Here is a 19875-nt window from a genome sequence, read left to right as displayed (position 1 = left end):
TTTACTTCCTTTTAGTGATTTAATACTTTGTTTAAAAACTCATTTAGTCTTGGGTGGGTGCAGTTTTCAAAAAGATTTTTTGGGCTATCATCGACTGCTATCACGCCTTTATCCATAAAAAATATTCTATTTGCTACGTTTCTTGCAAAGCCCATTTCGTGCGTCACGACAAGCATTGTTAGCCCCTCTTTTGCCACGTCTTTCATGATACCAAGAACCTCGCCAATCATCTCAGGATCAAGCGCACTTGTTGGCTCATCAAAAAGTATAATATCTGGCTTTAAAGCAAGGCTTCTAGCTATGGCGATGCGTTGTTTTTGACCGCCACTGAGCTTGTGAGGATATGCTCCAGCTTTGTCTTTTAATCCTACTTTTTCTAATAGCTCAAATGCGATTTCTTTCGCAGTTTTTAGGTCGCAAATGCCAGTTTGGACTGGGGCTAGGGTTAGATTTTCTAAAACGGTTTTGTTGGCAAAAAGGTTAAAATGCTGAAACACCATAGAGACCTTTTGGCGAATTTGATTTATATCTGTTTTTTTGTCAAGTATGTCTTTGCCGTTTATAAAAATATGCCCGCTTGTTGGCTCTTCAAGGCGGTTTATACAGCGTAAAAATGTGCTTTTTCCGCCACCACTTGGTCCTATTATGGCTACGACTTCACCTTTTGTGATATGAGTGCTTATGCTATTTAGGACTTTCAAATCACCATAATTTTTAGTTAAATTTTCTATTTTAATCATTTTTATTTAGCCTATTTTCTAGTAGTTTTGCAAGCAATGAAAAGAATTTAACGCTTACATAATATATAACTCCAGCAAACAAAATCGGCTCTGGAGTAAATAGCACGGCCTGCAAGCTTTTGCTTTGCATGGTTAAGTCAAAAATCCCTATAAGTCCTACGACTGAAGTCTCTTTAAAAAGGCTTATAAACTCATTTGCAAGAGCTGGGAGAATGTTTTTAATGGCTTGCGGGAAGACGATTTGACGCATTGATACGCTGTAGCTTAGCCCCATTGCACGAGCTGCTTCCATTTGACCGCGATCCACGCTATTGATACCGCTTCTTACTATTTCAGCTACGTAAGCTGAGCTATTTAGCCCAAGAGCGATAACGGCTGCGTAAAAGTTGTCGCTAAGTGTGGCTAGTATAACAAAAGCAAATATCATGAGTTGCAAAAGAACAGGCGTGCCTCTAATGATGTCTATATATTCATCTATTAAAAATGATAAAACTTTTATGTTTAAAAACTTCAAAAAAGCAAGTATAAATCCTAAAACTATACCTATGACAATACCGCCAAATGTAAGCCCAAGAGTTGTGAGATATGAATTTACGTAAGCGTTTTTTTGAGCTGATGTAAGCTCGGCAGGATAAGTGTAGCATAAGCCCACTGTTACGATAACTACAAAGAATAAAATTTTAAAGAATCTTTCATCGAAAATTCGTGTCAATACGCGCCCTTTATATATTTTGAGTAAGGTAAAATTATACAAAAAAATATATGTCTTTAAACTTAAATTTGATACAATCAGCAAAATTTACAAAATAGGGGTTAAATGATGAGTTTTAGCACATATTTGGCTATTGGACTATATTTTGGTATTTTGCTTATTATCGGAAGACTTTCATACAATAAAAAGTCAAATTTAAATGAGTATTTGCTAGATAATAGAAGTCTTGGGCCTATCATGACAGCACTTAGCGCTGGAGCTAGTGATATGAGCGGATGGATGCTTCTTGGGCTTCCTGGAGCTTTGTATCTTAGTGGTATCGCAAATGCGTGGATAGCAATTGGGCTAAGCATTGGAGCGTGGGCGAATTACAAATTCCTTGCAAAAAGAATTAGGATATATACCGAAGTAGCTAGCGATAGTATCACGATTCCAGATTTTTTAGAAAACCGTTTCAAGGATAAAACAAAGGTTTTAAGAGTGGTTTCTGGCGTATTTATTTTGATATTCTTCACGCTCTATGTAAGTAGTGGTATCATAGCTGGTGGCAAGACTTTTGGAAGCTTTTTTGGGATTGACTTTTACTATGGAGCGATATTTACGCTTTGTATAGTTGTATTTTATACATTTTTTGGTGGATTTAAGGCGGTTTGTTTGACTGATGCTTTTCAAGGTACGCTTATGCTTTTTGTGCTTGTGCTAATACCTGTAGTTGGATTTTTGAGCTTAAACATTCCAGAGGGTAGTAGCTTTTTTGGTGAGATTGCAAAATATAGTGCAAATGACTCTAAAGAGCATCTAAATTTATTTGCTGGTCAGACATTTTTAGGTGTTTTAGGGCTTATGGCGTGGGGGCTTGGATACTTTGGTCAGCCTCATATCATAGTAAGATTTATGGCTATAAGAAGCTCCAAAGAGCTAGACAGTGCTAGAAGAATAGGGATTTCTTGGATGGTTTTAGGACTGATTGGCGCTATGCTTAGCGGACTTATAGGCTATGTGTATTTCAACCAAATCGGAGCTCCTTTAAGCGACCCTGAAACTGTCTTTTTGAAGCTTGGCGATACATTGTTTCATCCTTTTATAGTTGGAGTTATTATTTCAGCTGTTTTAGCAGCTATTATGAGTACTATTTCAAGCCAGCTTTTGGTTAGTGCTAGTTCGGTGACAAGGGATTTTATATTTGCATTTTACAAAAAAGAAGTCAGTGATAAAACTCAAGTAAAAGTAGGTAGATTTGCCGTAGTTGTCGTAGCTTTGATCGCGACAATTATAGCCTTTAACTCTACTGATACAGTCCTTGGCGTGGTAGGAAACGCTTGGGCTGGATTTGGCGCGAGCTTTGGCCCGGTGCTACTTTTTAGCCTTTATTCTCGTCATATGAGCGCACTTTCAGCTCTTGTGGGAATGCTTGTTGGTGGAACAACTGTACTTTTATGGATAGTTTTTGGGTTAAGTGGCGTTGTTTATGAGTTGCTTCCTGGGTTTGTCTTTGCTAGTATTGCAATAGCTTTGGTAAACAAATACAATGTAATGATCCAAAAGATGAATAGCGAGCCAAATTTGAGTGTTATTCAAGATGAATTTCAAAAAATGGAAGCAAAAAATAAAAACTAGTTTGCTTCCTATTTGGCTTTGTTGAAGTTTGGGTTATTAAGTATTTTTTAAGTAAAAAATTTATATAATTCGAACTTCAATTCAAGTGGGTTCATAGCTCAGTTGGTTAGAGCATCCGGCTCATAACCGGATGGTCCCAGGTTCGAGTCCTGGTGAACCCACCACTTACATATTTTTAATCCCAAATTTACATTTATTTTAGACTTTTTATTTCGCATAGCCTATTTCTTATATTGTCTTTTTTATGATAAAATACCAAGCAAATTAAAAGAAAAGGATTATTGTGAAAAAGTTTTTTCTTGTAATTGTTCTTATATTGGTTGCGTCTGGCGTGTTTTTGCTTGTTAATCATCAGCTAAAATTGATGAAGTACGACTTCAAAGGTGATAGCATAAATGGTCCAGTCACAATGAAAAGTTTTGATGGAGAATACAAAATAGCATATTTTGGCTATGTGTTTTGTCCAGATGTCTGTCCTACTACTCTTACTTTGGTTGCCACTGCTTTAGATGATCTAAAATACAAAGACGTGAAGATACTATTTGCTACTTTAGATATCAAAAGAGATGATGTGAAGACTTGCGATGAGTTTGCCAAGTATTTTTATCCAAACTCAACTTGCCTTAGATTTGATGATAAGGAACTAGATAGAGTAACAAAAAGCTATGGTGTCAAATACCAAATAGTTGATTTGAAAGACTCTGTTATGAAGTATTCAGTAGCGCATAGCTCTTCTATATATCTTTTTGACAAAAAAGGTAGATTTGTAAAAGAGGTTTCAAATTTGACTTATGAAAATGTCAAAAAAGAGATTGAAAACCTCATTAAAAATCACTAAAATTTGATTTTTACAAATCTATAGGTTGGATCAAATCTAAATGTAAGTAGGTTTTGTAATATTCCAAACAAGCACATGAATGTTACAAAACTACTTCCACCATAACTATAAAACGGCAAAGGGATTCCCACAACAGGAGCAAATCCAATAGTCATAAATATATTTACGCTAACATATATAAATATCAAAATCGCAATTCCGCTAGTAACGCTTTTAGCAAAAAAATCACTCTTTAGCTTGTAATTCATGCTAAGTAGATGCGCTATCAAAAATCCATACAAAAGTATTAAGCTCATACCGCCGATAAATCCATATCTTTCTATAGTATAAGCAAAGATAAAATCGCTAGTTGCTATTGGCAGGAACTTAAATTTAGTCTGAGTGGCTTCATCTGCTTTTTTGCCAGTAATTCCACCGTTTCCTATTGCTATGATAGATTGCTTGACTTGATAGCTTGGATCTTCACTGATAAAGTCAGTTATTCGCTTTTTTTGGTAGTCGTGCAAACTCTCATATAAGATTGGCGTAGCTACAAACATCGCTACAATCAGGCTTATCCATATCTTTTTATTTACACCAACTATAAAAAGTATCCCATATCCTGTGATGATAAGCAAAAGCGCAGTCCCAAGATCTGGCTCTTTTAATATCAAAATAAATGGTAAAATTATATAAAAGCTTATTTTTAAAAACTGCTTGAAGTTGTATCCGTCGATATCTGGCGGGTTTTTTTTGATTAAATATGCAAGCATGAGTATAAAAGCTGGTTTCATGATTTCGCTTGGCTGGAGTGTGAAATGCACAAAAGGTATTTCAAGCCATCTTTGAGCCCCAAGTTTGCTAACCCCAAATATATCTACGCTAAATAAAAGTATGATATTTATCCAATAAACTGTAGGTATCAGCCACTCCATTTTTCGTATCGGAAGCAAAAAGAAAAATACAAAGGCAAGCAGTCCAATGCCAAAATACACTAGTTGTTTGTTTGCTAGCATGTCACTAGCTTCTGAAACCAAAGAGTATGAGATGAATATGACTGGCAAAATTAAAATCGGCTGCACGAAGTCGAAGTGCGTCAAAATACGCTTATCTAATCTTATCAAATTTAAACCTAAGAAAAATTTGGTAAAATTATACTAAAAAAGGATTAATGTTGCATGAATTTACTTCAAGTAGCTGCGGAAGACTAGATCAGATTCTATCTTTAGAGCTTCAAATTTCAAGAAATCAAATAAGTGAACTCATAAAAAGCTCAAATATTTTTATAAATGATAAAGTAGTTTCAAAACCATCTTTTAAGCTAAATTTGGGTGATAATATAAAAGTTATTTTTCCAGAAGCAAAAGAAGATGAAGTGAGCAAATTTAACGTTGATTTCGATGTAAAAATTTTATATGAAGATGATGATATTTTGGTGCTTGATAAACCGGCAAATTTAGTAACTCATCCAGCTCCAAGCGTCAAAGAAGCCACGCTTGTAGAATGGCTCAAATCCAAAAACTATACTCTCTCAACCATAAATGGCGAGATCAGAGCTGGCATCGTCCATAGGCTAGATCGTGGGACTAGTGGGGCTTTGGTCGTGGCAAAAAACAACGCCACACACGCCGCACTCTGCGCTCAACTGGTAGATAAAAGTATGGGAAGAGTTTATCTAGCGCTTTGTGATTTACCGCTTAAAGAAAACTTAATCATAGACAAACCAATAGGCAGAAATGAGCAAAATCGCCTAAAAAAAGCTATTATACCAAATGGCAGACACGCCAAATCGGCCTTTGCAAATATTATAAATTATGATGGTGTAAATTTAATAGCAGCTAAGCTTTTTACAGGTAGAACTCATCAGATCAGAGTTCATCTATCTAGCTTAAATCGTCACATTCTGGGTGATAATTTATATGGTTTTAAGAGCAAGGATGATAAAATAAAACGTGTTATGTTGCATGCTTATATGCTGAATTTAATTCACCCAAAAACAAAACAAGCGATGCAGTTTATATCCCCGCTTCCAAGTGATTTTTATGAAATTTTAAATAAAAAAATAGATAAGGAGATTTTAGATGAAAAAATTAATCCTAAGTTTGTCAGCTCTAGCTTTGATGATTGTGATAAGTGGTTGTGCGCCAAGCTCTCCAGCTAAGACTGATCCAACACTTCCTGCTATCACAGATTTAAGAACTATCAGCGATATGACTCAGATAGCCTTTGAGTGGAATCCAATAAGCGATGAGAGGGTAAGTGGATATTATCTTTATAGATCAAATCCAAACGACAACGCACAAATGAATCAAATAGCAAAAATCAAAGATAGATTCGCTACTCATTACGTAGATACTGGGCTTATCCCATCAACTGAGTATAAATACGAGCTTAGAACATATGATAAAAACGGCAATGTCTCAGATCGTGGCGATATCGTGAATGCCTCAACAACAAAGCTTATAGAATCAGTTTCATTCACTCAAGCAATATATGGTTTACCAAAAAGAGTAAAGATACTTTGGCGTCCACATCCTGATAGCAGAGTAGCGTCATATCTTATAGAAAGAAACGACATATCAAGTGACAAATGGTATCAAATAGCTGAAGTAAAAGGCAGATTAAATGCCGAGTATATCGACGACGGACTTGATTCAAATCATCACTATAGATATAGAATTTTAGTAAAAACTTTAGATGGAATAGTATCAAAACCAAGCGAAGTTATCTCAGCCCAAACAAAAGCTTTACCAAATTTAGTAACAAACGTCCAAGCAACTACAAATTTACCTAAAAAAATTACGCTAAATTGGGATGCAAATATGAATGAGGATTTTGCTCATTACAACATTTACCGTGCATCAAATGATATTTTTCCACTTATAAAAGTTACTGAAACATCTGCTACTACTTATGATGACTTGATAAACGAAAACGGTGCTCAAAGATACTACAAAATCACAGCCGTGGATAAAGATGGACTAGAAAGTCCAAAGCAACAAACCAGCATAGTTGGCTCAACTCTTGGCTATCCAAAAGCACCTATAATCACTGGTGCTACATTTAATGGCATAGGCGTTGATCTTTCTTGGGAGGGTGGAAGCGACGCAAGAAGCGTGAAATACACTATCACAAAGTCAAGCTCGGCTGGTGATGAGGTTATAAGCGATATCGTTGGCACTAGCTACAGCGACTCAAATATCCAGCTAAATATGGAATACACTTATAAAATTGTCGGCGTAGATGATTATGGAATCAACTCACTTGATTCAAAAAAAGCAGTTGTAGTAGCTAAATAATGCCAAATTTTATTGCAACTAGTTTAAAGAATCTTGAGTATCCATTTGGCAATGATGAAGCTCAGTTTTTGTGGAGTGCAAAAGCTGGTGAAGAAAATCTCATCTACACAATGGCTAAGGATTGCGAGTTTTTCATAACTGTAAAAGGCAAAAAAGATAATTACGTCATCAAAGGCGAAAAGCTAACTCGTCCAGCTAGACTTGGGGTTTTGCAAAAGGCTTTGATAAGCTTTCGTGATTTGAATGTAAATGCGGTTAAATCACAAGCCATAGCTATTAAAAATGAAAAACAGCTCCAAGCCAAAGAGTTTATACTTAGCGACGTGCAGTTTTTGGATCTGCTTCAAACGACCAAATTTAAGCGTATTTTTGTGGAAATCGGCTTTGGTAGTGGGCGACATCTTTTGTATCAAGCAAGAAACAATCCAGAAGTTTTGGTCGTGGGAATTGAGGTTTATAAGCCATCTTGCGAGCAAGTAAATAACCTAGCAAAAGACCAAAATCTCAAAAATATCGCCCTGCTAAATTTAGACGCAAGGCTTGTTTTGTCTCTTATTGAGTCAAATTCCATAGAAAAAGTCTTTTTGCATTTTCCAATTCCTTGGGAAAAGTCAGAAAAAAGGCGCGTGGTGAGCGCTTCATTTGCCAAAGAAGTGCAAAGGATTTTGGCAGTAGGTGCTAAATTTGAGCTTAGAAGCGACGATAGGGGATATACTGATTTTACGATTGGCCATTTTTTAAATTTGCCAGACGCTCAAATCCAAATTTACAAAGATAGATTTTTAGAAGTTTCTAGTAAATATGAAGATAGATGGGTAAGGCAAAATAAAAATATTTATGATATGATTTTTACAAATGAATTAGACTCACCAAAGCAAAGCTTAAAAGGCGATTTTGAGTTTGGAAATATCGACAAAGAGCTAGTGGCGGCTAAATTTGAAAACAAAATTTTCAAAGGTGATGACTATTTCTTACACGTTGAAAGATTATACAAAAAAGAAAATGGCGACTTGCTTATAAGAGTGGCCTTTGGCTCGTTTTATAGACCTGAGCATTGCTATATTTTAATCACGCCAAATGAGGCTAATTATTTTATCAAAAAACCGCTTTTGACTAGTGAAAATTTAAAAGCTCATGAGTGCTTGAGGGAGTATTTAACTTGCAAAATATCGTAGAAGCAAGAAATCTAACAATATGCTATGACAGGCATCAAAATGTCATAAATAGTGCAAATTTCAGCATAAATGTAAATGATTTTGTATTTATCACAGGCAAAAGCGGAAGCGGCAAATCAACACTGCTAAAATCCATGTATGGCGATATAGACATAAGTAGCGGAAGCTTAAATGTATGCCTAAGTGAGCTAAACTCCATAACAAAATCAAATCTTGCTACTCTTAGACAAAGGCTTGGCATAATCTTTCAAGATTTTAGACTTATAAATGAGTGGAGCGTAGAAAGAAACGTGATGCTGCCTCTCATCATCAAAGGTTTTAACAGCTCAGTTTGCCAAAAACAAGCAGCCAAACTACTAAAACACGTAAATTTGCTCCACAAAGCAGATAAATTTCCACTTGAGCTAAGTGGTGGCGAGCAACAAAGAGTCGCTATGGCTAGAGCCTTGGCTCACAATCCTCAGCTCTTGCTTTGCGATGAGCCAACTGGAAGCTTGGATGAGTATTCAAGCGATGTTATTTGGTCGCTTTTGAAATCAGCTAGAGAGGGGCTTGGGACTTGCGTGGTTGTCGTAACTCACAAAATCCCTTCTAGCCTAAGGATAGCGTATCGTCATTTTGAGCTAAGTAATGGAGAGATAAATGAGGTCTTTTAAAAGTCACATAGGCGTGATTTTTCCGCTTGTGGTTTTGCTTTTTAGTGTTGAGTTTAGCCTAATGGTAAATAAAATAGTCCTAAACTATGAATCGGCCATGGGAAGTGACTACAATATAATAATAGTTTCAAACGATGACCTAAATGCAACACTTGTAAAAGACAGTATAGACACATTTAAAGAGCTTATACCATTAAATACAAAAAGCGTTTTAGATAGACTAAAAGAGGATATTTCAGCTAGAAATTTAACCGTGCTAAGCAACGCCTTGCCAAAGTTTTATTCACTCAAGCTAAACGCCTTGCCAAGCTCGTCATATATGACTAAGATAGAAGAGCGACTTCTAAAGATAGATGGCGTCAAAAAGGTAGAAACGTTTTCAAAAACGCATAATAAAATTTACAAAATCCTAATCTTGGCAAAATGGATATTTGAATATTTTGTGATTTTAATCGCCATAATGGGAATAGTTTTGATATTTAAGCAGATGAAAATTTGGCTTTACGAGCATAAAAGAAGAGTTGAGATCATGACTCTTTTTGGCGCTCCATACTGGCTCAAATCAGCCATGCTTTACAAGCTTTCTATAATAGACAGCATAATTGCCACAATGATAGTTGGCGTGATATATATGTTTTTGCCAAGCGTTGCTGTATTTCAAGACGCTGCATTTAGCGCTGGATTTGAGATACCAAATTTAGATTTGATAAATGACTGCGCGATTTTATTTGGTGCTTCAATAATCGTATCTATAATCGCAGTAAGTCTGGTGATGATAAAATCCCAAGAGGCAAAATGATAAAGTTTTTTGCTATTTTGTCGTTGGCGTTAGTTTGCGTTTTTGGCGCTAGTGTAAAAGAAAAAATCCAAGACAAAAAAGAGACACTTGAGTCGGCCAAAAAGCTAGAAACTCAGCTAAACAAAAAGCTTGAAGAGCTAGCAAGCGACATCATAAAAGGCGAACAAAGTGTCAAAAACACAGCATCTCAAATAGATGAACTAGCTAAACAAGTCGGTGAGCTTGAGGATAGCGCAAAAGACGCGAACAGCGAGCTAGATAAGCTCACTAGCCAAAATGGCAATCTTATAAAAGACCAAAAAAACATGGAGCAAAGGCTCATTAAAATCATCAGCGAGGACTTCGCCTATGATCTTATAGCTCCAAATGAGTATCTTGAGAGCGAAGAGAGCATCATCGCAAATGAAGTTTTAGATAAGCTAAATTTGGTTATGCGAGATGAGTTTAAAAAGATTGCTAAAAACTATGAAAGCACCGTAAATTTGATAAAAAGCCAATCAGACAAGATAGAGACAATCAAATTTAGTCTAAGAGAATTCAAACAAAAACAAGCAAAACTCAAAGAACTCCAAAATAAGCAGACAAGAAATCTAGCCGATCTAAAGCAAGATAAGGGAATCTACTCTAAAAAACTAGCAAAAATCCAAGATCAACAAGATGAACTTAGAAAAACACTAGAACAACTTCAAATTCTAGCCAAAAAAGAGAGTCAAAAAACACCAGCAAAAGCTCCAAATATAGCTTCAAAAGGCGATATAAAGCAAATTGGCTCAAGCTATCAAACAAGCAATGTAAAAAAGTATAATGGCGAAAAAACCATAGCTCCACTTGATAATTTTAGTGTAAAGCAAAAATTTGGAGATTACGTCGATCCGATTTATAATATTAAAATTTTCAACGAATCGGTCGTGCTTCGCTCAAACGAACTTGACGCAAAGGTAAAAAGTGTGCTTCCTGGAACTGTTGTTTTTGCTAAAGATACTGCGATTTTAGAAAAGGTAATAATCATAGAAAATACAAATGGAATCCACACCATATACGCTCATTTAAACAAAATAGCACCAACCATAAAAGTCGGTAGCAAGGTCAAAAAAGGTTATGTTATAGGCAGAGTAAATCAAGATTTGACCTTTGAAGTCACGCAAAAAAGTTATCACATAGATCCACTTGAGATGATTAGCCTTAGATAGTTAAAAAAGATTAAAGAGTTTATTAGATATAATTAGCAATTTTTAGGAGATAATTATGAGCGATAAAAAAAGGGTTTTAGTCAAATTCTCAGGCGAAGCACTTGCTGGCGGTAATGGCTTTGGTATAGAAACTGGTATTTTAAAATTTATAGCAGAGCAAATAAAAGGCTTAGTTACAAACGGTATTGAAGTAGGTATCGTCATCGGTGGTGGCAATATCATACGTGGAGTAAGCGCCGCAAAAGACGGTATCATCAAACGCACAAGTGGCGATCACATGGGTATGCTTGCAACTGTAATAAACGCTATAGCTATGAGAGAGGCTTTGGAGTATAGCGGACTCAGCGTTAGGGTCCAAAGTGCTATAAAAATGGAAGCTATATGCGAAACTTTCATAGTCGGTAGAGCGCAACGTCATTTAGAAAAAGGTCGCGTCGTGATATTTGCTGCTGGAACTGGAAATCCATTTTTTACTACTGATACTGCTGCTACTTTAAGAGCTATTGAGATAAATGCGAATATGATTATAAAAGCTACTAAAGTAAATGGCGTGTATGACAAAGATCCAATGAAATTTACCGATGCAGTTTTACTAAACGAACTAAGCTATGAAAGAGCAATGGCTGATAATATTAAGGTTATGGATGATACTGCTATAGCTCTAGCCAAAGACAATAAACTTCCAATAGTAGTATGCAATATGTTTGAAGAGGGCAACTTACTAAAAATCATAAATGGCGATCACTCAAATTGCTCAATAGTTAAAAATTAATAAGGAGAAATTATGCAAAGAACAGAAGAAATAGCAGCAAAAGCACTGAATGCAGTCGATAATGATAGATATAAACTAGCCTTGCTAGTTGCAAAAAGAGCAGAGGCTTTAGCTGAAGGAGCTACTCCGCTCATCACTCTTAGTAACCCAAAAATGAAATTTACAGATATTGCACTTCGTGAGATTGCAGCTGGAAAAGTTGTTTTAGAGGCTTTAATTGAATCAAATAGATAGTGAAGAGATATTAGAACAATTAATCGAAAACGTTGTTGCTTGTAAAAATATAGAATCTGCAAAAGATATTCTATATTCTGTTGCCAAGCCAAGCGGTATGCTTCTAAAAGCAGTTGATTATTGCATTAGGCTTCATGATGGGCAGTTTAGAAAAAGTGGCGAACCATACTCTATACATCCGATTTTAGTCTGCTCATTTGTAGCACATATGGGTGGCGATGAGAGTATGCTAATAGCTGCTTTATTGCATGACGTTGTAGAAGATACGCAGTGCGATGAGGATGAGGTCAAATTTGAGTTTGGCGAAGAGGTGACAAATTTAGTCCGTGGGCTTACAAAAATAGTCGCCATACGTGAAAATGAGCTTGCAAGCTCTAGCTCAAACGAAAAATTAGCCGCTTCAGCGCTTACTTTTAGAAAAATGCTTTTAGTATCTATAGAAGATGTCAGAGTGCTTGTCATTAAGCTTTGTGATAGACTTCACAATATGCTTACCCTTGAAGCTCTTAGACCAGAAAAACAAAAACGCATCGCAGAAGAGACCTTAGTCGTTTATGCTCCTATCGCTCATAGACTTGGTATCTCATCTGTGAAAAACATTCTAGAAGATCTAAGCTTCAAATATGTCTTGTCTAAAGAGTATGCGACAATAGAATCATACATAAACGAGCACAAACAACAACTCCAGTTAAAAATAAATTCATTCAGCCAAAAAGTAAGCGAAAAGCTACTCACAAATGGCTTTACTGAAGATAGTTTTAGGATACAAAAACGTATCAAACACTACTATTCTATATACCTTAAAATGCAAAGAAAAGGCATAAGCATAGAAGAAGTTTTGGATCTTTTGGCTGTTCGCGTTCTTGTACAAAATCCAAAAGATTGTTATTTGGTTCTTGGAATTTTACATATGAATTTCAATCCACTTATTTCAAGATTTAAAGACTATGTAGCATTACCAAAACAAAATGGCTACCAAACAATCCACACTACTATCTTTGATAATAAAGCTATCATTGAAGCTCAAATTCGCACTCTTGATATGCATAAAACTGCAGAATACGGCGTTGCGGCTCACTGGAAGTATAAAAGTGGTGGCCTGATAACTCCAAAACTAGACTGGCTAAGTGACATTAGTGCAGCTGAGGGTGATGATAAGAGCATAGAAGATTTGTATGAATATGCAAAAGATAGCTTATATGTAGAAGATATCGCAGTTTATTCTCCAAAAGGCGGGATTTTTACACTTCCAAGAGGCGCAACAGCGCTTGACTATGCTTATGAAATACACTCAGAAGTAGGACTTCACGCAAAAGAAGCTTATGTAAACCGTGTTCGTGTGCCACTTTTAACCGAGCTAAAAAACGGCGATATAGTTCGCATAGTCACAGGAGACGAGGCGCATTATCGCTGCTCATGGCTAACTAGTGTTAAAACAGGCAAAGCAAGAGCGACCATAAGAAGCTTTTGTAGGCAAAAAGTAAGAGATATAAACGGACAAGTCGCCATAGATATATTAGTCGGGATTTTTAGCGTCCAAGAAAAGATCATTTTAGAATGGCTTGAAAAAGAAAATCTTAGCAAAAAAATAGCGCGCGCTGCTACTGATTCAGTTTATCTTCAAGATGTTGTAAATGCGCTTAAAAAATACCCAAGACAAGACAAGATTTTCAGCCTTAAATTTGCTGATAAATACGAAGTTAAAAAACAAAAATTTGATAATATAGTAGTCTATTCAAACTATAAAATCAATGCTACAGAATTTGATTATTGCTGCAATCCAAAACGTGGCGATGATATAATCGGCTTTAAAAACGGTCACAATGTAGCAGTTCATCATAAGCTTTGTGAAAGAGCAGCCAAGCTCATGGAAGACAAAGAAGAGATGGTCTTTGTCAAATGGACCAGAAATGCTCCACACCGCTATAAAATCATTCTTAGCATAGAAAACAAAAGAGGAAGTCTAGCTGCATTTTTAACATATTTAGCAAAATTAAATGTTGATTTAGTCACAATAACGCTAAGCGAAAGCGATGAAAGAGTTGTCGCTGATTATTTTGATGTGACAATTGAGCTAAATGAAAATTTAGATAGTAATGAAATAAGAGATAAACTAAAAGATAGATATAAGATAGTTGAGTTCAAATCCCTATCTGATGCTTACCACAATGAAGGAGCTTAAATGATTGATATAGATCTAGTGATGCAAGACCTAAAAAAGGGTATTGCAGAGATAATCGACTTTCAAAGAATTGAAGGTTTGATAAAAGATTATTACAAAAATGGTAAACATTTTTATATAAAAGCTGGATTTGATCCAACAGCTCCAGATCTTCACTTAGGACACACTGTCGTGCTAAACAAAATGGCATTTTTACAACGTCATGGTGGTATAGTTCAGTTTTTGATCGGTGATTTTACTGCTAAAATCGGCGATCCAACAGGCAAAAGTGTAACTAGAAAAGTCCTTGATGATGAAACGATAGCAAAAAATGCAAAAACATATAAAGAGCAAGTTTTTAAGATACTTGATGAGAGCAAAACAGAAGTTATGTTTAACTCAGCTTGGCTTAGCAAACTTGGAGCAGATGGGCTTATCGCACTTTCAAGCACGTTTAATGTCGCTCGTATGCTTGAGCGTGATGATTTTACTAAACGCTACAAAAACGAAACCCCAATTGCTATAAGTGAGTTTTTGTATCCGCTTTTACAAGGCTATGATAGCGTGGCTATGAAATGTGATATCGAAATGGGTGGAACAGATCAGAAATTTAACCTTTTGATGGGTAGAACCTTGCAAAGAACTTATAATGTAGGCAAAGAACAAGGCGTCATCATGATGCCACTTCTTGTAGGGCTTGATGGGGTTAATAAGATGAGTAAGAGCCTTGGCAACTATATTGGCGTAACTGATGAGCCAAACGATATGTTTGCAAAAACTTTGAGCGTGAGCGATGATTTGATGTGGGTTTGGTATGAGCTTTTAAGTGATTTGACGGCTTTAGAGATAGAAGAGTTAAAAGCTGGAGTAGCAAAAGGCGAACTTCACCCTAAAAAAATAAAAGAAAATTTGGCTCTTGAAATTACAGCTAGATTCCATGGCAATGACGCTGCAAAAGCTGCAAAAGATGAATTTGACAGGGTTCATAGCAAAAATGAATTGCCAAGCGATATGAGTGAATTTGAGATAAAAGCAGATGAGTTTTGGATAGTTGAAGCACTTAGTTATTGCAAACTTTGTGCTAGCAATGGCGAAGCAAGACGCCATATAAAAGCAAACGCAGTTAGCGTAAATCAGACAAAAATAGGAGATGAGCAGCTTAAACTCACTAAAGGTGAGTATATTTTGCAAATCGGCAAAAGATTGTATGCAAAATTAAAGGTTATATGATGGAACTAAAAAGCGTAAAAATAGGCAACTATGAGATAAAATATCCTATTATTCAAGGCGGTATGGGGCTTGGTATCAGCTGGGATAAGCTAGCTGGAAATGTCAGTTTAAATGGTGGTCTTGGCGTGATTAGCTCGGTTGGAACAGGGTATTATGAAAACAAAAGCCATATCGCAAAAGAGATAAATGGCAAACCTTATGATAGTGAAAATTTCTACTCAAGGGCTGGATTTAAGGCGATTATAGACAATGCTAGAAAAATTTGTGGAAATCGCCCACTTGCCGCAAACATAATGTGTGCTAGTAATGATTATGCAAGAATAGTTAAAGATGCTTGCGAGCACGGTATAAACATCATCATTTCAGGCGCTGGACTTCCTACAAATCTGCCAGAACTTACTCAAAATTTCAAAGAAGTAGCACTCGTGCCTATAGTAAGTTCCGCAAAAGCACTAAAAATCATCTGCAAAAGATGGCTTGCAAGATATGGCAAGCTTCCTGATGCTGTCGTGCTTGAAGGTCCACTTAGTGGTGGCCATCAAGGCTTTACTTATGAGCAGTGCATTGACCCTGAGTATCAACTAGACAAACTTATAGCTCCAGTTGTCAGCGAAGCAAAAGAGTGGGAAAAAATAAGCGGAAAGCCTATGCCGGTTTTTGCTGCTGGTGGGATTTGGGATCATGAAGATATAGCTAAGGCTATAAGTCTTGGAGCTAGTGGTGTTCAAATGGGAACTAGATTTATTGGCACTTTCGAATGTGACGCCGCTGATGAGTTTAAAGAAGTCATTATAAACGCTACTAAGGATGATATTAAGCTTATCAAAAGTCCAGTTGGCTATCCAGCAAGAGGGATCAAGACAAATTTAATCGAATTAGTAGCTAAAAAAGCAGGTCCAAAAATACAGTGCATAAGCAACTGTGTAAGTCCTTGCCAACGCGGAAAAGAGGCTAAAGAGGTCGGATACTGCATAGCTGATAGATTATATGATGCATATAGTGGCAAGAAAGATACTGGACTGTTTTTTACTGGAGCAAATGGATATAAACTAAAAGAGATAATAAGCGTAAAAGAGCTATTTAAAAAGTTGGTTCATGGGGAAAATAACTAGACTATTTTTAGTATTTATATTTGCTACTTTTGTTTTTGGTGCAAATTTCGCTACTCAAATCAAAGAGTTTGATAGTAAATTTGATACCTTAAGCAAAAGCGAGCAGATGAGAATGTATCATAGAATGAAAAATGTTTATATACAATCTATCATAAACGATAAAGAAGAGCTAAAAATAGATGCCCTTATAAGGCTAGTTCAAAGCTCAAAAGCTCTTGGGCTAGACTATAAAGACTATGAAAAAGAGCTAAAGACTTACGGCAAACTTGATTTATTAGACAAGCAAATCAAAAAGTCGCAAGCCACAAAAACCACCAAAAAAGAAGACACTCCAAATACTAAAACACAAAATATCAAAAAAGAAATTCCAAAAGAAACCGCAAAAAATATTACAAACAACAAGCAAACTCTAAAAATATTAAGCGTTACTAGTGATAAAAATACTTTAGTATTAAATTTAAACAAAGAGCCAAGTGCTGATGAAATTAAAGATTTTGAGCTAAACTCGAAGGCTGTTTTTAGGCAAATTTATGATATAGAAGGTATCGCCGTATTCGTGTCTAAAACCATAAAATCTGGAATTTGTGATGAAATCAGAATATCGCAGTATGACAAAAACACAACCAGACTTGTATGCTCAAATGACAAAAAACAAGATATCAACTTCAAAATAGAAAAAAATAAGTTAATTTTTTCTACTACTAATGGCATAAATAATCGAGCAGAAGAAAAAAATGAAAAAGTGGCAACTGTTAAAAAAACCAAAAATGCAGTTGAAACTCCAAAAACACAAGATAGCCTAAGCACTAAATTTAGACGTTCAAAAACAATAGTCTTAGATCCTGGACATGGCGGAAAAGACGCTGGAGCAGTTGGTGGGAGCAAGCTTTATGAAAAACACATAGTCTTAAAAGTAGCTTTAAAAACTGGTGAAATCCTAAAAGATAGAGGCTACAAGGTGCATTATACTAGAAGTAATGATAAGTTTATAGGGCTAAGAAATAGAACCAGCTTTGCCAACGATAAGATGGCAGATCTATTTATCTCAGTTCACGCAAACGCCGCGCCAAATAAACAAAAAGCAAAAAGTATGGAGGGCATAGAGACGTTTTTTTTAAGTCCTACTAGAAGTGAGCGAAGTATGAGTGCTGCAAATTTGGAGAATAAAGCAGACACTGATGAGATGAATTATTTCACTAAAATTAGCTTTCTAAACTTTCTAAATAGGGAGAAAATAATCGCTTCAAATAAGCTTGCTATCGATATACAAAGCTCGCTTCTAGGCTCTGTTAGAAAAAAATATTCAGTATCTGATGGCGGAGTTAGAGAGGCTCCATTTTGGGTTTTGGTAGGGGCTTCGATGCCGGCAGTTTTGGTCGAGATAGGCTATATAACTCATCCAACTGAAGGCCCTAGAATCGCAAACGATGAGTATATAAGCAAGCTAGCTACTGGTTTAGCTGATGGCGTGGATTCGTATTTTATAAAAAACAGATGATTGCATTTAAACAAGACACGCTTTATTCATCTAAATTTGATGATATATATTTTAACACAGATGAGCCTTTAAAGGAGTGCTTTCATACTTATTCAAGCGTTGTTGATTTGCTCAGTGAAGACGAGCTAGTCGTAGCTGAGGCTGGATTTGGGGCGGGGTTAAATTTTTTTAGTACTGTTTTAAGGGCTGGAGATAAAAAACTCCACTATATCGCTGTTGAGAAATATCCATTTAGCAAGGCTGAACTTCGTCAAATTTACACCAAATTTCCAAGCTTAAGTGAGCTTTTTAGCCTTTTTATAGATCAGTATGATGTGCTAAATGATGCTTTGATTAGGATTAAATTTAAAAACGTCATACTTGATATTTATTTTGGTGATATTTTGGATTTTTTTGATGAGCTGGATTTTAAGGCTGATATTTGGTATATGGACGGTTTTGCGCCTAGCAAAAATCCAGATATGTGGAGCTTGGAGGTATTTGACAAGGTCGGTGCATTTTGTAAAAGTGGAGCAATTTTACGGACATTTAGCTCAGCTAGAATAGTCCAAGATAATCTAAAAAACGCTGGATTTAGCGTAATTAAGATAAAAGGCCACTCTAAAAAAAGACAAAGTCTTGAAGCTATTTTGCAAACCCCAAAACAAAAAGTAAGCAGACAGCCTTGGTATAGTGTCCCAGCCATAAAACCATTTAAAAAAGTTCTAATCATTGGAGCTGGAGTGGCAGGACTGAGCGCGGCTTTGAAGTTTTGTAAAGCTGGATTTGAGGTGAGCGTAGCTGAAAAAATGAGCCAGCCAGCTACAAATGGAAGTTCAAATCACGCTGGAATTTTGATGCCACTTATCACAAAACCAGAAGTAGATTTAGGAAAAATGCACATGAGTGCGTTTTTGTTTGCAAAAAACTTCTACAAAGGCAGTGAATTTGCTGATTTTTGTGGCGTTTATGATTATGCTAAAAATGAGCTAGAAAAGCAGAGATTTGAAACTTGGGGCAAAAATGAGATTTTTGAGTTTGATAAAAATGCAAGCCCGTATCCAAGGGCTTTTATAAATGACGCTGCTCAGATAAGACCTAAAAAACTTTGTCAAAGCTTAGCTGCAAATTTAAATATGTATTATGATTTTGAATTTGAAAGTTTAGAAAAAACTAAAACTGGTTATAAGGTAAATTTCAAAAACAAGCAGTCTTTAGACGCTGATTTAATCATATTTGCTATTGGTGATGAGAGTAGGGTGCTTTTTGAAAATAGCTTTGAAGATGAGTTTATGCAACTAAGTAGCGTAAGAGGTCAAGTAACTCACATCAAAGAGCCGCTCAATTTAGCCTATCCATACAGTGCAAGGGGTTATGCTTGCAAATTTGTTGATGGCGTGCAAGTCATCGGCGCGACCTATGCTAGAAATGATTTTTGCTCGGAGACTAGATTGAACGATAATGAAGAAAATATCTCAAATTTATCTGAGTTTATAAGTCAAAAACCAACCGTGATAGGCGCAAATGTAGGTTTTCGTGGATATAGCGGCGATAGATTTCCTCTCATTGGAGGCGTGCATAATGCTAGAGAGTTTAAGCAAAGCTACAAATCGCTTTTATGGACGAAAAATCACGAAAATCATCAAACTCCAGCCCATTATGAAAATATCTTGATAACTACAGCTCATGGCTCAAGGGGGCTTTGTACTGCTATATTTGGGGCTGAGATTTTGTTAGATATGGCTCTTGGTCGTCAAATTTGCACTACCAAAACCATACTTGATAGCCTAAATCCTGCTAGATTTTTAGTAAGAAAACTCAAAAAAGGATTAGTTAAATAAGACTTAATACCTCTTTTATTTATAAAATTTGTGTAAAATTATC

The 19875-nt window shown here is 36.0% G+C and carries 18 protein-coding genes and 1 tRNA gene; 16 read left to right on the top strand and 3 right to left on the bottom strand.

All coding sequences use genetic code 11. The annotated features are described in order from the left end of the window. Positions 1–11: 11 nt before the first annotated feature. Entirely contained in the window at positions 12–740 is a 729-nt protein-coding gene (locus tag CIG1485E_RS06310) for an amino acid ABC transporter ATP-binding protein (RefSeq protein WP_038454707.1), read from the bottom strand. Continuing rightward, complete coding sequence (locus CIG1485E_RS06305; protein WP_038455670.1) at positions 733–1443, bottom strand: amino acid ABC transporter permease; 711 nt, start codon at positions 1441–1443, stop codon at positions 733–735. Before CIG1485E_RS06305 ends, CIG1485E_RS06310 begins: the two co-directional genes overlap by 8 nt. Positions 1444–1560: 117 nt before the next feature. Between CIG1485E_RS06305 and putP the strand changes: the two genes are divergently transcribed. From putP to CIG1485E_RS06290, 3 genes are all read left to right on the top strand, one after another. Then, positions 1561–3069 carry a sodium/proline symporter PutP gene (putP, locus tag CIG1485E_RS06300; RefSeq protein ID WP_038455668.1) on the top strand — a complete coding sequence of 503 codons (1509 nt, stop codon included), beginning with the start codon at positions 1561–1563 and terminating at the stop codon, positions 3067–3069. An 87-nt stretch (positions 3070–3156) separates the two neighbouring features. Continuing rightward, positions 3157–3233, top strand: a tRNA-Ile gene (locus tag CIG1485E_RS06295). A gap of 119 nt (positions 3234–3352) precedes the next feature. Further along, positions 3353–3907, top strand: a complete 555-nt coding sequence (locus tag CIG1485E_RS06290; protein ID WP_038454706.1) for an SCO family protein — start codon at positions 3353–3355, stop codon at positions 3905–3907. On the opposite strand, the gene CIG1485E_RS06285 is transcribed toward CIG1485E_RS06290, so the two are convergent. Beyond that, positions 3904–5010, bottom strand: coding sequence for an FtsW/RodA/SpoVE family cell cycle protein (locus CIG1485E_RS06285; protein ID WP_038454704.1), 1107 nt, complete (start codon positions 5008–5010; stop codon positions 3904–3906). The two genes, CIG1485E_RS06290 and CIG1485E_RS06285, sit on opposite strands and share 4 nt — an antisense overlap. Positions 5011–5060: 50 nt before the next feature. Between CIG1485E_RS06285 and CIG1485E_RS06280 the strand changes: the two genes are divergently transcribed. From CIG1485E_RS06280 to mnmC, 13 genes are all read left to right on the top strand, one after another. Then, the gene (locus CIG1485E_RS06280; protein WP_081867146.1) at positions 5061–6047 is read left to right on the top strand and encodes an RluA family pseudouridine synthase; all 987 of its coding nucleotides are present in this window, start codon (positions 5061–5063) and stop codon (positions 6045–6047) included. Further along, positions 5968–7185 carry a fibronectin type III domain-containing protein gene (locus CIG1485E_RS06275; protein ID WP_038454701.1) on the top strand — a complete coding sequence of 406 codons (1218 nt, stop codon included), beginning with the start codon at positions 5968–5970 and terminating at the stop codon, positions 7183–7185. Before CIG1485E_RS06280 ends, CIG1485E_RS06275 begins: the two co-directional genes overlap by 80 nt. Further along, entirely contained in the window at positions 7185–8360 is a 1176-nt protein-coding gene (gene trmB / locus CIG1485E_RS06270) for a tRNA (guanosine(46)-N7)-methyltransferase TrmB (RefSeq protein WP_038454700.1), read from the top strand. Before CIG1485E_RS06275 ends, trmB begins: the two co-directional genes overlap by 1 nt. Next, the gene (locus CIG1485E_RS06265; protein ID WP_038455666.1) at positions 8345–9016 is read left to right on the top strand and encodes a cell division ATP-binding protein FtsE; all 672 of its coding nucleotides are present in this window, start codon (positions 8345–8347) and stop codon (positions 9014–9016) included. Before trmB ends, CIG1485E_RS06265 begins: the two co-directional genes overlap by 16 nt. Continuing rightward, positions 9003–9815 carry an FtsX-like permease family protein gene (locus CIG1485E_RS06260; protein ID WP_038454698.1) on the top strand — a complete coding sequence of 271 codons (813 nt, stop codon included), beginning with the start codon at positions 9003–9005 and terminating at the stop codon, positions 9813–9815. Before CIG1485E_RS06265 ends, CIG1485E_RS06260 begins: the two co-directional genes overlap by 14 nt. Continuing rightward, positions 9812–11005, top strand: coding sequence for a murein hydrolase activator EnvC family protein (locus CIG1485E_RS06255; RefSeq protein ID WP_038454697.1), 1194 nt, complete (start codon positions 9812–9814; stop codon positions 11003–11005). The genes CIG1485E_RS06260 and CIG1485E_RS06255 overlap by 4 nt, the downstream gene beginning before the upstream one ends. Positions 11006–11060: 55 nt before the next feature. After that, positions 11061–11777 (top strand): UMP kinase, encoded by a 717-nt coding sequence (pyrH, locus tag CIG1485E_RS06250; protein WP_038454695.1) that lies wholly within the window; start codon positions 11061–11063, stop codon positions 11775–11777. Positions 11778–11789: 12 nt separating this feature from the next. After that, entirely contained in the window at positions 11790–12011 is a 222-nt protein-coding gene (locus CIG1485E_RS06245) for a DNA-directed RNA polymerase subunit omega (RefSeq protein ID WP_038454694.1), read from the top strand. Positions 12012–12108: 97 nt separating this feature from the next. Continuing rightward, positions 12109–14193 (top strand): RelA/SpoT family protein, encoded by a 2085-nt coding sequence (locus CIG1485E_RS06240; RefSeq protein WP_407637586.1) that lies wholly within the window; start codon positions 12109–12111, stop codon positions 14191–14193. A gap of 3 nt (positions 14194–14196) precedes the next feature. Further along, positions 14197–15402 carry a tyrosine--tRNA ligase gene (gene tyrS / locus CIG1485E_RS06235; protein ID WP_231723705.1) on the top strand — a complete coding sequence of 402 codons (1206 nt, stop codon included), beginning with the start codon at positions 14197–14199 and terminating at the stop codon, positions 15400–15402. Then, complete coding sequence (locus tag CIG1485E_RS06230) at positions 15402–16514, top strand: nitronate monooxygenase (protein WP_038454690.1); 1113 nt, start codon at positions 15402–15404, stop codon at positions 16512–16514. The genes tyrS and CIG1485E_RS06230 overlap by 1 nt, the downstream gene beginning before the upstream one ends. After that, positions 16498–18012, top strand: a complete 1515-nt coding sequence (locus tag CIG1485E_RS06225) for an N-acetylmuramoyl-L-alanine amidase family protein (RefSeq protein ID WP_051870945.1) — start codon at positions 16498–16500, stop codon at positions 18010–18012. The genes CIG1485E_RS06230 and CIG1485E_RS06225 overlap by 17 nt, the downstream gene beginning before the upstream one ends. Continuing rightward, complete coding sequence (gene mnmC / locus CIG1485E_RS06220; protein ID WP_038454688.1) at positions 18009–19832, top strand: bifunctional tRNA (5-methylaminomethyl-2-thiouridine)(34)-methyltransferase MnmD/FAD-dependent 5-carboxymethylaminomethyl-2-thiouridine(34) oxidoreductase MnmC; 1824 nt, start codon at positions 18009–18011, stop codon at positions 19830–19832. Before CIG1485E_RS06225 ends, mnmC begins: the two co-directional genes overlap by 4 nt. Positions 19833–19875 lie beyond the last annotated feature (43 nt).

This window comes from Campylobacter iguaniorum (assembly GCF_000736415.1).
Taxonomy (GTDB): Bacteria; Campylobacterota; Campylobacteria; order Campylobacterales; family Campylobacteraceae; genus Campylobacter; species Campylobacter iguaniorum.
The sequence above is the reverse complement of the archived record's forward strand: the minus strand, read 5'-3'. Positions and strand labels throughout refer to the sequence as shown.